The organism is Bradyrhizobium barranii subsp. apii (assembly GCF_011516635.5).
GTDB classification, from domain to species: Bacteria; Pseudomonadota; Alphaproteobacteria; order Rhizobiales; family Xanthobacteraceae; genus Bradyrhizobium; species Bradyrhizobium barranii.
In genome coordinates this window covers 4,116,363-4,129,802 of record NZ_CP096255.1, presented here as the reverse complement: position 1 = coordinate 4,129,802, position 13,440 = coordinate 4,116,363, and the positions used below count along the sequence as shown (strand labels likewise).

The following is a 13,440-nucleotide window of genomic DNA, read 5'->3' as shown; positions in this document are numbered from 1 at the left end:
GACCAGCGCAGGACCGACATCACGCGGTGCAACACCGGCTGCACGTTTTGGTGCAGCACTGCACGCGCAGAGAGCACACGAACGCGAACCGTTCCACGCGACAAACGTGCATCGCACCACGGATTTCTCCGCGCAAATCGTGACGCCCGCTGCACTGCAATCGGAGTGCTCAAAAGCGGCTGTCTAATTTGCAGGCGATTGAACGGCGATGCGGGATAGCCGCATGCCTACGAGCTATGCACGACGGTCGGCTCAGCTTCTCTTTATTGTACGAACAGTAAGGGAGGATATTGCCGGGTCGGATGGTGCGTTGCGGCGACCGCTGCCGATGCAAGCCGCGATTCTCGCAAGCAGCGGCGCGGCATCCTCGACCCGCAGCCGTCCGTAGCCGAACACCAGGCCCTGCCGCGTCGGCTGCTCCAGAAAGTTTTGCGAGAGCGGCTGGACGTGGATGCCCGCCTGCTTCAGGACCGCGGCCGCCTGGCGGTCGCTCATCCGTGCCTGCATCGCGTCAGTGAACAGAGCCACCAGGTGCAATCCGGTGACGGCGGAGGATACGGTGAGATCGTCAGGCATCAGCGCTGCGATCGCATCGATCAGCGCCTTCCGGCGCGCGGCGTAGATCCGCCGCATCCCGCGCAGATGCCGCAGCAGGTGCCCTTCCCGCATGAACTCGGCCAGCGCGAGCTGACCGATGCCGGAGGTGTGCACATCGATGCGCGCGCGGCCCTTGGAAAAGCCCTCGATGAAATGCCTGTTGGCGACGATGTAGCCGAGCCGCAAATTCGGCATCATGATCTTCGAGAAGGTGCCGAAATAGATCACCCGCCCCTCGCGATCGAGCGAGCGCAGCGAGGCGATCATGCTGTCCTGGTGCCTGAACTCCGAATTGTAATCGTCCTCGATCACCCAGACGTCGTTCTTGTTGGCCCAATCGAGCAGCTCGAGCCGCCGCTCCAGCCCCATGCTGACGCCGAGCGGATATTGATGCGACGGCGTCACCACGATCAGTTTTGCGCCCGGTGCGCGCCGGATTCCTTCGGAGACGACGAGGCCCTTGTCATCGACCGGAATTGGAACGAGCTTCGCGCCCGCAGCCGTGAGCGCCCAGCGCGCCTCGACGAAGCCGGGCTCCTCGACCCAGACCTCGTCGCCGGGATCGAGGATCATCCGGCTGCAGAAAACTAGCGCCCCCGATGTGCCGGAGGTGACCACAACTTCCTCCGGCGAGCAGACGAGCCCGCGCACCGAGCCGAGGAAGTTCGCGATCTCGCTCCGCAAGCGCGGGTGGCCTTCCGGGGGAAGATCGAGACACTCCTGCTCCCTTGGATTTTGCCAGGACTGGCGCAGCAGGCGCGACCATTCCTTGAATGGGAAGGTCGAGATGTCAGGCGCGCCCGGGCTGAATTCCGACGGCCAGTTGGTCTCGTAGTCGAAGGCAAGCAGCGAGCGCCAGCGCTCCGACATGTGGGCGGGCTTGGCCGCAGGCGACGTCGCGGACGAAGGCGCGGCATGTGGGGTCGCCACTGACGCCACCATGACACTGCCGCGCGGCGTCGATTCAAGATAGCCCTCGGCGTAGAGCAGATCCCAGGCGGTCAACACCACCGTGCGCGAGCAGCCCAATTCGCGCGCGATCTCCCGGGATCCCAGAAATTGCGTTCCAGCCGAAAAGACGCCGCGCAAAATGCCGTCGCGGATGTGCGCCGCGATCTGCAGATGCAGCGGCACGGCCGACGTCCGGTCGATATGCATCCCGGCAAGGGACACGCGCTTGCTTGGGTGACGGCTGTTGTCCATGTCTCGCCCGTCAGGCAACGCAGGTCCTATCCACCGTCATTCCGGGGCGCGCCACTTGGCGCGAGCCCGGAATCCATTTGTCTGCATCACGTGTTGCGCGATGGATTCCGGGTTCGCGCTTCGCGCGCCCCGGAATGACAACGCGACTCTTCCTTAAGCGCTCGCCTGGGTCACGAACTTCGTATTCAGATAACCCTCGATCGCCTCGAGGCCGCCTTCGGAGCCGTAACCGGAATCCTTGATGCCGCCGAACGGCACTTCCGGCAGCGCGAGGCCGTGGTGGTTGATCGACACCATACCGCTCTCGATGTCGGAGCCGATCGCCTGCATCGTCTTGGTCGAGGTCGTGTAGGCATAGGCCGCAAGGCCGTAAGGCAGACGGTTCGCCTCGGCCACCACCTCGTCATAGCTGCGGAAGGAGGTGATCGGCGCAAGCGGTCCGAACGGCTCCTCGTTCATGATGCGGGCATCGCGCGGCACGTCGGTGATCACAGTCGGCTCGAAGAAGAAGCCTTCGTTGCCGATGCGCTTGCCGCCAGCCTGCACCTTGGCCCCGCGCTGCACAGCGTCGGAGACCAGACCCTCCATCGCGTCGACGCGTCGCGGGTTCGCCAGCGGACCCATGCGGGTGTCCTTGTCGAGGCCGTTGCCGACCTTCAGGCTCTTGGCCGCGGCGACGAACTTGTCGACGAAGGGCTGATACACGCTCTCATGCACCAGGAAGCGCGTCGGCGAGACGCAGACCTGGCCGGCATTGCGGAACTTGTTGGCCGAGAGAATCTTGGCGGCGTTGTCGAGATCAGCGTCCGCGAACACGATTGCCGGCGCGTGGCCGCCGAGCTCCATGGTGACGCGCTTCATATGCAGGCCCGCGAGTGCGGCCAGATGCTTGCCGACCGCGGTCGAGCCCGTAAAACTGATCTTGCGGATGATCGGGTGCGGAATGAGATATTCCGACACTTCCGACGGCACGCCGAACACCAGCTGGACGACGCCGGCCGGAATGCCCGCGTCGGCATAGGCGCGCACCAGCTCCATGCAGCTTGCAGGCGTCTCTTCCGGGCCCTTGACGATGATCGAGCAGCCGGCGGCGAGCGCGGCCGAGATCTTGCGGACCGCCTGGTTGATCGGGAAATTCCAGGGCGTGAATGCGGCGACCGGGCCGACCGGCTCCTTGGTCACGAGCTGGGAGACGTTGCCCATCCGCGGCGGCACGATGCGGCCATAGGCGCGGCGGGCTTCCTCGGAGAACCAGTCGATCAGGTCGCCGGCGAGCATGGTCTCGCCCTGGGCTTCCACGACCGGCTTGCCCTGCTCCATGGTCATGACAGGCGCGATCTCGGCGGCGCGCGAGCGGATGATGTCGGCGGCCTTGCGCATCAACTTGTAGCGGTCGAACGGCGAGGTCTTCCGCCAGATCTCGAAGCCGGCCTTGGCGGCCTCCAGCGCGCGGTCGAGGTCCTGGCGCGAGGCGTGCGGGGTCTTGCCGATCGGCTGGCCGGTGGCGGGGTTGAGGATGTCCTCCGACTTGCCGGAGGTGCCGTCGGTCCACTCGCCGGCGATGAACATCTGAACTTTCGGGTACATCCCTGGTGTCTCCTGCATGATTTCGGCGGCGATCAGCATTGGCGCCCACCGCCTAACAAGTGGGCGCAGAGCTACACCGAAAGGCGGCCGGCGAAAAGGGATCAATGATGCCGCAGCAGCGCGAGGATGGTATGCGCAACGGACGACATGGCGTCGTCCCGATGCGATGATTTTTCCGTCACACCAGGCTTGACTTGCCGCGGCTGAGCACCTCGCCCACGCCCTTGTCGCCGACGATCCTGCCCTTCTCGTACACCACGCGGCCCCGCGCGATGGTGGTGACGGGCCAGCCGGTGACGTCGAAGCCTTCCCACGGCGTATAGTCCGCGCCGTGGTGCAGGTCGGCCTGCCGGATCGGCTTCTTCAATTCGGGATCCCATAGGACGATGTCGGCGTCGAAGCCGACGCCGATCGAGCCCTTGCGCGGATAGAGCCCGTAGATCCGCGCATGATTTGTCGCAGTCAGCTCGACGAATTTCTGCAAGCTGATCCGCCCCTTCGACACGCCCTCGGAGAACAGGATCGGCAACCGGGTCTCGACGCCGGGGATGCCGTTCGGCACCCAGCGGAACGAGGTGCGGGAATTCGGCGTCAGCTTGCCCTTGGGATCGTCGTAGCGGAACGGGCAGTGATCGGACGAGAAGGTCTGGAACACACCCGTGGTGATCCCTTCCCAGATCGCCTGCTGGCTTTCGGCATCGCGCGGCGGCGGCGAGCAGACATACTTTGCGCCTGACATGTCCATGTTCAGGCCTTTCATGTCGTCGGCCGTCAGCGTGATGTATTGCGGACAGGTCTCGGCATGCACCGGCAGTCCGCGCTGCTGGGCCCAGCGCACCTGCTCCATCGCCTCGCGCCCGGAGACGTGGACGATCATGATGGGAACGCCGATCACCTCGGCATGGCTGATGGCGCGATGCGTCGCCTCGCGCTCGACGGCCTGCGGCCGCGACACGCCGTGATAATAGGGCGCGATGTGGCCCTCGCGTTCGAGCTTGGCGGTGAGGAAACGGATCGCGTCGTAGCCCTCGCAATGGACCATGACCAGCGCCTCCTCGCGGCGCGCGACGTCGAACACTTCCAGCAGCTGCATGTCGCTGAGCACGAGGTCGTCATAGGTCATGAACACCTTGAACGAGGTGTAGCCGTCCTTGACGAGAGCCGGCAGCTCCTGCCCGAGCACGACCGCGGTGGGGTCGGAGATGATGAGGTGGAAAGCGGTGTCGATGTAGCACTCGCCCTCGGCGAGCTTACGGTAGTTCTCGACGCAGGTGCGCAGCGACGTCCCCTTCTCCTGGAGCGCGAAGGGCAGCACCATGGTGTTGCCGCCGGCCGCCGCCGCGCGCGTTGCCGAAGCAAAATCGTCGGCCATCACGACGTCGGGTCCGGAGGCCTGGGAGATGTGGACGTGGCTGTCGATCCCGCCCGGCAGCGCCAGCAGACCCGTTGCGTCGATCTCGCGCGCCGCGCCTTCAATGCGGTCGGCGATGTTGACGATGCGTCCGTCGCGAATGCCGATATCGGCGCGAAACTCGTCGCTGGCCGTCACGATGGTGCCGCCGCGAATGGCGAGATCGAGCTGCGTCACAGGCGTCTCCGTCACTTGATGATCGCTGATGTCTGGAAGATCCGGCCCCACGCCGCAAGGGCCGCGATGTCGCCACCGGCGAGTTCGAGCGTCCGCCACAACGTGACCGCGACCGAGTCCAGCACGGCGATGCCCAACTCCTGTTCGAGCGAGGCCGCCAGCGCGGCGCCGTCGAGATTGGTGCAGAGAATGACGACGGCATCGGCGCCGTCCGCCGCGACCGCGCGGATCATGTCGGCGATCGTCGCGGGCGTGACCTCACCGAAGGAAAAGTTATCGCGCAGGCCGAGATGCCGCTCGGCGTGAGGGGCGATCCCCTCCTCGACCCAGACATCGCCGATCCGCCGTTGCACGTCGTCCGTATAGGGTGAAACCAGGCCGACGCGTCCGGCGCCGAGCGCGCGGACGGCGTCGATGCAGGCGAGCGTGGAGGTCGTCGCCGGGATATCGGTCCGCGCCGCGATCGCTTCGCACAGGCTCCTGTCGCGGCCGATACCAAGCCAGCTTGCCGACGTGCCGTTCCAGGCAATGGCATCGACCTTGGCGTCCGCCAGCAGATCCGCCGCCGGCAGCATCACCGAGGCATCGAACTGGTTCAGCGCCGCGGCATCGAGCGCGATCTCGGTAACGCGGAAGCGCGAGAAATGAGCGGTGACGCCGGCCACGCCATGCAGCATGGAACTGGTGATGGGCTCCAGCACCGAGTTGGACGACGGGGTCATCATGCCGAGGCGCTTGCGCTGAATTGACATCGATCACGATCGCCCCATTGAGAGAGCGCACCGCTGCGCCCCCTCGGACGATCATCCGCGCCTGCCATCGCCCGCGCAACCCGCAATCTGCATGGCGCATATGATTTGTTCGATACGCAGCTCAAGCCGCGAAGGTCGACCGCAAGCGCCGCCAGCCGATGACGATGCCGGTGACGGAAAATACCAGCCCCAGCAAGCAGGACCCGACGACCAGGATATCGCGCAGACGCGGATGCGCCATGAGAACGGGAAAATCGAGCGTGTGAAGCGCGCTATAGAACCAGCGATAGGCGCGCCGCGAGGCATCCAGTCTTTGCAGCACACGGCCGTCGGCACCGTCGATGTCGAACCAGAGGTCGCCGCATCGGGAGCGATAGACGGGCGCTCCGGGGACAGCCGAGTGCGCGGGATAGTCGTCATTGTCGGCTAGAACGGACGGGGCGCCGCAACCCGGCGCAAGGCGCGTCGTCAGGTCATGGACATCCTTCTCGCCGAGGAATGCCACCTGCCGGCTGCGGCTCGCCTCCTCCGTTTTGGTTAAGGTCTGACTGGCGAGGCCGGTCCGGTCGCGCCGGTAGACAACACCGTTGACGGCGAACCATTCGATGTCGCGAGCCGACGGCTGACCGACCGGTGGGGCCGTCGTCCAGTCAGGCGCGGCATACGCCACGCCCGCTTCGGTCGGGGTCAGCTCCCCGCGCGAGAACAGCCGGCCGTGATCCATCGAGAGCCAGCCACTGAAACTCCAGGTCAGCACGAAAACGGTCGCGACGAGACCAATGATGTGATGCAGTGCGTGCCAGCCGCGATAAGGCGACGAGACCCGACGCCCTCGAATCCTGATCCTGATAATTCCGAGCACCGCGCCGAGCGTCGCGGCGATAAAAGCCACCAGCGACAATGTCGAGACCACCTGATCCCAAAGGGACCAGTTGCTCCTCAGGACCGTCGGATAGATCCAGTGCAGGACGCTGCCGGCCCAATTCCACCCGCGCTCGCTGCGGGTCGTATCCAGCACGACTTCGCCGGTGCGCGAGGAGACATAGACCTCGGTTCCGGCTGCATCGCCAAGAGCGACGCGCAACAGAGGCCGGTATCGATCAAAGCCGTTGGGTACGCTCCATTGATCATAATCCGCGCCCGAAATCATCGCCGCCCGCGCGGCATCGAGCCCGCGTTGCCGGGCATGATCCCGCGCGATACCGACCGCGACGTCGGCGGACGTCACCGATGCATCCCGTCCGTCGGAGGCATGGACCGCGCGCACACGCGACGGGTCCGACACGACATAGACCGGCCCGTCGCTCCGCTGGACCAGGCGAACGCGCGTGGCGTCCGTGACCCCGCTCGCGGCGACGGCATCCGCGACCGCAATCCTCACCTCTCCGCCAGCCACCGGCGCGAGCCCGGAAAAACGTTCCGCCTCCGTCAACAACGGAAACGGGACGAAGTGCATCACGATTCCGCTCGCGAACCACATCGCGAACAGCAGGCAGAACGCGATCCCGAGCCAGCGATGCAGCAGCACGATCGCGTTCATCATGTGGTCAGCGCCCTACCATTTGAACGCGGCCGAGAGCTCATAGGTCCTGGGCGCACCGAGCAGGATCTGGTCGGGATAGAACGGATCGCCCCAGATCGCGTAGCGCTTGTCGGTGATGTTGCGCACGCGGAAGCCCAGACGGGCCTGGTCGACCGCGTTGAACACCGCCTTCGGGATGTCGACGAAGGCGTAGACGTCGGCGACGGTGTAGGCCTTCATCGTCACGACGTTGGCATCGGTGTTGTAGCGGTCGCCGACATAGCGGCCGATGATGCCGAGTTCCACCGGCCAGGGCGTGAAGAACCGGTACGACGCACCGGCATTGGCCACGACACGCGGCACGTTCGGCGGCGTGTTGCCGGAGAACGAACCACCGGCAAAATTGTAGTCGGCATAGCGTGCATCGACATAGGCGATGTTGCCCCAGAGCCGCAGGGGATCGATCGGGCGTACTGCCGCGGCGAGTTCGACGCCCTTCGACTCCTGCCGGCCTGCGATGTTGAGCTGCATGCCGCCGGCCGCTGCATAGACGTTCTTGCGCAGGATGTCGTAGGCCGAGAACGACCACTCCGCCCGGTTGTCCCAGAACAGACGCTTGATGCCCGTCTCATAGGTGCGCGCCGTCGTCAGGTCGAGCGGCTGCGTCGGCAGAAGCAGGAAAATGTTATTGGCCGAGACGTCCGCGCCGGTCGCGTACTGGCTGAAGAAGGTCAGGCCGGGCACGGCCTCCCACGTGTAGCCGATACGACCCGTCACCGGCGCCCAGTCTTTCGTGTACGGAAAGCCCGCCTTTTCCAGCCCGTTCTTGTCGGTCCAGTTGCGGTCAAGCCCGATATGCTCGACGCGGAGGCCGCCGATCAGCGCAAAGCTGCGCGTCAGTTTCAGCCGGTCCTCGAACGACAGCGCCTCGTTGTCGATACGCGCGGTCTGCTGCTGCGTCGTGAGCAGGCCGTAAAGGCCACGGTCGGGATTGACGAGCGAGACGTAATCGTCCGGGAAGTTGGCCGCGCCTGGCCTGACGAAATCGAGATAGCTGGACGAAAGTGTCGTGACCAGGCGGTTGTCGAAGCCTGCGATATTAGCGTCCCAAATCAGGTCGGTAATGTTGCCGACAAGGCGTTGGCTATGTGCAACATAGAAGCGCTCGCGATCGACCATGTTCGAGTTGGGCAGGCCCGTACTGGCATTGAAAGCCTCGATCTCGTTGTTGAACCAGGTACGCTCCGCGCCATAGGCATAGGCTTGGCTCTTCAGCGTCAGGTCAGGCGCCAGCTTCAGTTCGAAGCCGCCGCGCAGCCACACCTCTTGTGCCACGTTGCGGTTGTCGAGAACGTTGTAATTGGTGTTGAAGGTACGATCGTCGATCGTGATCGCACCGAGATTCGTTTTGTTGAAGTTCGAGACGTAATTGCCCGAAACAATGCCGCTCGTCGCATGCGAGCCGCTGAAGGCGATCGGTACCAGCGGTGCGCCCCAATAGGCCTTCGAGCGATCTTCCCGGTACTCGATCGCGCCCCAGATCTTGAGGCTGTCGGAGATGCGGTAATTGAGCTGGCCAGACACATCCAACGTCTTGGTATTGGTGTCGTCGGCAAAGCCATTGAGCGAGGCGCGGCTGATGTCGAAGCGGTAGTCGAGCCCCTGGACGTTGGTGCTGCCGCCCGAGCCGTAATGGACGCCGAACGAGTTGAGCGAATCCCAGGAAAAGTCAGCTTCATTCCGGATCGGCCCGGTGTGTGGCTGCTTCGTGATCAAGTTGATTGCGCCACCGGCGGCACCTTCGCCCGACATCAGCGAGGCCGGACCTTTCAAAAATTCCACGGCTGCGAGATTGGCCGTATCCGTGATCCGCGAGGTCATGTTCTGCGGACCGATCTTGATGCCGTTGTAGAGCATGTTGATCTGGCTGTTGGTGAAGCCACGCATGGAGAAAGCTGCGGGCTCGGCCGGATTGTCGCCGGAGGTGACACCGACCGCGCCCTGCGCCACCTCCGACACGGTGCGATAGCCCTGCTCCCGCATGGTCTCGGCCGAGATGACTTCGACGGTCGCGGGTGTCTCCTGCACGGTCAGGCCGAGGCGCGAGGCGCTCTCGGCAACCACATTGGTGTTGAGCGGCGTCTGCGCCGCCGCGGTCGGCACGACGGGCTTGGCCGCGGCCGATGCGGCCGCTGGCCTGCGCGATGCTGCGCGGCGTGGGCTCTGCGCGTCCCGGGCCGCCGGCTTTGCCGGTTTGCGGGATTGGGCGGGCGACACCTCGACCGGCGGCAGCGGCTCGCGGGCCTGCTGCGCCAGCGCTGCGGGCAGATCGGCGACTGCAAATGAAGTAAGCGCGGCGGAAGCGAGCAGGAAGCAACGCGGTCGGACAAGACGAATGGAAGACACAGTTCGGGACCTCGGTATGACGTCAGTGGCACGTCACAGCGAACCAGGTCCCACCTCCGGCCTTTGAGCCTTCCGATGAAGCCGAATGTCTGTACTCCCCGACCGACATCTTCGCGTGTGACCACGGCTGACGGCAGGTCTCCTGGCTCGCGGGTCAGTACCTTGCATCGCCTTCCCGGGACCGAGATACCCAGTGGCTCGTGACGCAAGATTCGCCGCTTACAGTTGCGGGGGCAGCCGCGGCATTGGGGACAAAATCCCCGCACCGCATTCCCTTTTCATCCCCACTCGGGGAAACCGTCAAAGCCATCTAGGATTACCAACAAGACAGAGTCAATGTGCCGATACGACGTTATTACCACAGCGACCAACTTCCTTGGAGATAGGCATGGAAGGCGAGACCTTCCTCTGGCTGATACGGCATGCGCCCGTCGACGGCGTCAAAGGGACGATCCACGCGGCCGACGCGCCCGCCGATCTCGGCGACCGCGTGCAACTGGAGGCCTTGCGGCAGAGGCTCCCGCCAGATGCTGCGAGCTTTGCGAGCCCGGCGCGACGCACGGTTGAGACGGCGCGCGCGCTGGGACTCGAACCCGCGTTGGTGCCCGAATTCAGTGAGCAGGATTTTGGCGACTGGACCGGCCGGCGGCATGACGAACTCGCCGCGAGCGGCGGGGAGGCCTATGCGCAGTTCTGGAGCAATCCGGCGCACGGGCGGCCGCCGGGCGGCGAAAGTTTTGAGGATCAGGTCGCGCGCGTCCGGCTGGGTCTCGCGCAAATCGGCGCCGGCTCAGCAACGCTCGTCGTGCATTCCGGCACCATCCGCGCCGCACTCTGCATTGCGCTGGATCTGACACCACAAGCGGCCTTGCGCTTCGTGATCGATCCGTTGTCACTGACCCGGATCGACCGCCTCGCCACCGGCTGGCGCGTCGTCGCGGTCAATCAGCGCGCGGCTTGAGCCGGATCAGGCCGGGCGATCCGGCACATTGGCCTGCGCGAAGGTCGCCATGCCGTTGTGAAGGCTGCACGCGAGCCGCACCAGCGGCAGCGCGATGGCGGCACCCGATCCTTCGCCGAGCCTGAGATCGAGGCTGATCAACGGCAGCACGTTCAGCGCGCGCAGCACCAGCCGATGCCCCTGCTCCGCCGATTGATGCGACGGCAGCAGGAATGGCTGGCACGACGGGTTCAGCCGCACCGCCGCCAGCGCTGCCACGGATACGATGAAGCCATCGATCAACACGGGAATGCGGGCTTGCGCAGCCGCAATGATGGCGCCGCAGATCGCCGCGATTTCGAGGCCGCCGACGGCGCACAGAATCTTTTCCGGCGAAGCACCTGCAACGCTATGATGCGCGATCGCAGCGTCGATCACGCGCGCCTTGTGCACGCGGCCGGCCGCGTCGACGCCGGTACCGCTGCCCGCGATCTCCTCGGCACTGATGCCGAGCAGGCTCGCCGCAATCGCCGCCGACGTCGTGGTATTGCCGATGCCCATCTCGCCGAAGATCAGGAGATCGGGCCTGCCGGCGTCTGCGCGCGCGACTGCGCGCTGACCGGCCTCGAAGGCGAATGCCAGCTCCGTGGGGGTGAGCGCGGCTTCCACGCTGAAGTCGCGCGTGCCGCTGCGCGGCTTGTCGGTAACGACGCCCGCGATCTCCTCCTGCGCCAGCGTGCCGGCATCGACGACCTCAAGGTTTGAGCCAAGCTCACGCGCCAGCACCGAGATTGCGGCACCGCCCGAGGCAAAATTCGCCATCATCGCGATGGTCACTCCTTGCGGATAGGCCGACACGCCCTGCGCGACGATGCCGTGATCGCCGGCGAAGACGATGATCGGCACCCGCGCGGCGCGCGGCTGCTCGGTCGCTTGCAGGCCCGCAAGCTCGACCGCAAGCTGCTCCAGCCGGCCGAGCGCGCCGGCCGGTTTTGTGAGTTGCGCCTGCCGCGCGAGCGCCGCCTCGCGATGGACAGCGGAGACATCTGGGCATTTCCGGGTGACCCAATCGGGGAGCATGCTGCCTCGCTTACGGCCTGCGCTTGAGAATGTAGCTGTCCATGATCCAGCCGTGCCGCTCGCGCGCATCCTGTCGCGCGGCGACGATGCTCGGGCCGATCTCGGCCAGAACGCCCGACATGACGATTTGATCGGGCATGCCGAGATAGGCGCCCCACCAGATGTGCAACCCGGCTGGATCGAGCGACTGGAACGCCGTGCTGCCGTCGAGCATCACCACCACGGTATCGACGCCCTGCGGCCAGCCGCCTTCGCGCAAGCGGCGTCCCGTCGTGACCAGGAAAGGCTCGCCGATGTCGTTGAGCGGCAGCGCATGCGCCGCGCATAGCGCCTGGATCGAAGTGATGCCGGGCACGACGTCGATATCAGGCAAGGGATCGAGCCGCCGCGCAATGCGCAGCGAGGAATCGTAGAGCGAGGGATCGCCCCAGATCAGCAGCGCGACCTTGCCATCATCACCGAGCTGGCTCGCGATCGTCCGCGACCACGCCGCGGCCACGGCATCGTGCCAATCGTCCACGCCCTTGTGATAGTCCGCTTCACCGGCTTCGCGCACGGGAAGATCGAACTCGGCAATGCGCGTCGCTTGATTGGTGAGTACATCCGCGCAAATCGTCCGCCTGAGATCTGCGAGATCGGACTTCGCCATCCCCTTGCGCGGGATCAGGATCAGATCGGCCGCGTTGATGGCTTGAACGGCAGCGCGCGTGAGCTGCCCGGGATCACCGCAACCGATGCCTATCAGGAAGAGCGTGAGCATCGCGCGTGCAGGGGCGGCCATGACGGCCGCCCCCTTTGTCTCTTAAGCCGCGTTGTGCAGGCGCGGCGTGACGAGACCGGGCGCGGTGACGCCGCGCAGCGATTTTGCCAGCGCCAGCACGCCGAGGTCGGCCAGCGGCTCGATCACGATAACGAGCGCGTAGGAGGCCGCGAAGGTCGCGATGTTGACGAGGTTGGTCGCACCGAAGCCGGAGCCATAGAGCGCCCAGAACGCGACCCAGGCGATGACGCCGGCCTGATACGTGGTCGACAGCGCCAGCGCCTGGCGATACCTGAGATCGACATAGGCGGTGTTGCGGGCAATGATCCGCGCGGCGATCGCCTGGATCCCGAACAGCGGCACCAGCAGCGTGGTGACGTTCATGCCGAATTGCGGCAGATCGGGCGGCTCGAAGAAGATGCCCTGGAACAACAGTCCGAACGCAAGGCCGAAGGCCGCGGGCGCTGCCCCAAACAGCAGGAACAGGGTCGAGCCGAGGATGAAGTGCACCTCGGAGACGCCGACCGGGAAGTGCGGCAGGATCTCGAAGAAGACGAACACGAGGCCCGTGGTGGCGAGCGTCCGCGCCGCGAACGACGTGATGCCCTGCTCGCGCACGGTCTCGACCGCGAGCTTCAGCGCAACGCCGCCGACGGCGATGCCGGTTGCGTAACTCAACACGAGCTTGGCGCCCGATACGACTCCGGGTTCGATATGCATGGTTCAGTTCCTTCCTGCCGTCACACCCGACGGCCTTGGCCACAAAACATGCACGGCCGGTCTCCTGGCTCGCGGTTCACTGGGGTTCTCCGGCCTTCCCGGGCCTTGCGGCCCAGTGGCTGATCGGAGTCCCTCACCGCTTACAGTCGCAAGGGCGGCTGGGGTTTTGGGCGGCGCAACTGTCCGCCCACCCCCATTCCCGATTATGCTCCGGCGGTTTCCGCCGCCTCGAGCACCATGCGTCTCCTGTGTGCCCCTTTCGCCAGCCGGGCGTCAAGGGGCGAA

General features: G+C 65.3%; 10 protein-coding genes and 2 riboswitches. Of the genes, 1 reads left to right on the top strand and 9 read right to left on the bottom strand.

Annotation, left to right across the window (positions count from 1 at the left end; all coding sequences use genetic code 11):
* Nucleotides 1-252: 252 nt before the first annotated feature.
* The 6 genes from pdxR to HAP41_RS19450 form a co-directional block, all read right to left on the bottom strand.
* A complete protein-coding gene (pdxR, locus tag HAP41_RS19475) occupies nucleotides 253-1,800 on the bottom strand; it encodes a MocR-like pyridoxine biosynthesis transcription factor PdxR (RefSeq protein WP_166097841.1) in 1,548 nt (515 codons plus the stop codon).
* Between the two features lie 153 nt (nucleotides 1,801-1,953).
* Nucleotides 1,954-3,387 (bottom strand): NAD-dependent succinate-semialdehyde dehydrogenase, encoded by a 1,434-nt coding sequence (locus HAP41_RS19470; RefSeq protein ID WP_038934240.1) that lies wholly within the window; start codon nucleotides 3,385-3,387, stop codon nucleotides 1,954-1,956.
* 178 nt (nucleotides 3,388-3,565) lie between these two features.
* The gene (gene hydA, locus HAP41_RS19465) at nucleotides 3,566-4,975 is read right to left on the bottom strand and encodes a dihydropyrimidinase (RefSeq protein WP_166105905.1); all 1,410 of its coding nucleotides are present in this window, start codon (nucleotides 4,973-4,975) and stop codon (nucleotides 3,566-3,568) included.
* Between the two features lie 11 nt (nucleotides 4,976-4,986).
* Complete coding sequence (locus HAP41_RS19460) at nucleotides 4,987-5,727, bottom strand: maleate cis-trans isomerase family protein (protein WP_166097846.1); 741 nt, start codon at nucleotides 5,725-5,727, stop codon at nucleotides 4,987-4,989.
* 121 nt (nucleotides 5,728-5,848) lie between these two features.
* A complete protein-coding gene (locus HAP41_RS19455; protein WP_166097849.1) occupies nucleotides 5,849-7,270 on the bottom strand; it encodes a PepSY-associated TM helix domain-containing protein in 1,422 nt (473 codons plus the stop codon).
* A 12-nt stretch (nucleotides 7,271-7,282) separates the two neighbouring features.
* Nucleotides 7,283-9,655, bottom strand: coding sequence for a TonB-dependent receptor (locus HAP41_RS19450; protein ID WP_166097856.1), 2,373 nt, complete (start codon nucleotides 9,653-9,655; stop codon nucleotides 7,283-7,285).
* Nucleotides 9,656-9,770: 115 nt separating this feature from the next.
* Nucleotides 9,771-9,972: riboswitch (cobalamin riboswitch) on the bottom strand.
* A 71-nt stretch (nucleotides 9,973-10,043) separates the two neighbouring features.
* Between HAP41_RS19450 and HAP41_RS19445 the strand changes: the two genes are divergently transcribed.
* Complete coding sequence (locus HAP41_RS19445; protein WP_166097864.1) at nucleotides 10,044-10,616, top strand: histidine phosphatase family protein; 573 nt, start codon at nucleotides 10,044-10,046, stop codon at nucleotides 10,614-10,616.
* Nucleotides 10,617-10,622: 6 nt separating this feature from the next.
* On the opposite strand, the gene cobT is transcribed toward HAP41_RS19445, so the two are convergent.
* Genes cobT through HAP41_RS19430 form a run of 3 tightly spaced genes read right to left on the bottom strand, consistent with a single transcriptional unit; the run spans nucleotide 10,623 to nucleotide 13,155 of the window.
* Nucleotides 10,623-11,675 (bottom strand): nicotinate-nucleotide--dimethylbenzimidazole phosphoribosyltransferase, encoded by a 1,053-nt coding sequence (gene cobT / locus HAP41_RS19440; RefSeq protein WP_166097867.1) that lies wholly within the window; start codon nucleotides 11,673-11,675, stop codon nucleotides 10,623-10,625.
* A gap of 10 nt (nucleotides 11,676-11,685) precedes the next feature.
* Nucleotides 11,686-12,435 (bottom strand): precorrin-6A synthase (deacetylating), encoded by a 750-nt coding sequence (cobF, locus tag HAP41_RS19435; protein ID WP_166105907.1) that lies wholly within the window; start codon nucleotides 12,433-12,435, stop codon nucleotides 11,686-11,688.
* Nucleotides 12,436-12,477: 42 nt separating this feature from the next.
* On the bottom strand, nucleotides 12,478-13,155 hold the full coding sequence (locus tag HAP41_RS19430) for an energy-coupling factor ABC transporter permease (protein WP_063984424.1): 678 nt from the start codon (nucleotides 13,153-13,155) through the stop codon (nucleotides 12,478-12,480).
* Between the two features lie 37 nt (nucleotides 13,156-13,192).
* A riboswitch (cobalamin riboswitch) is annotated at nucleotides 13,193-13,410 on the bottom strand.
* Nucleotides 13,411-13,440: the final 30 nt, after the last annotated feature.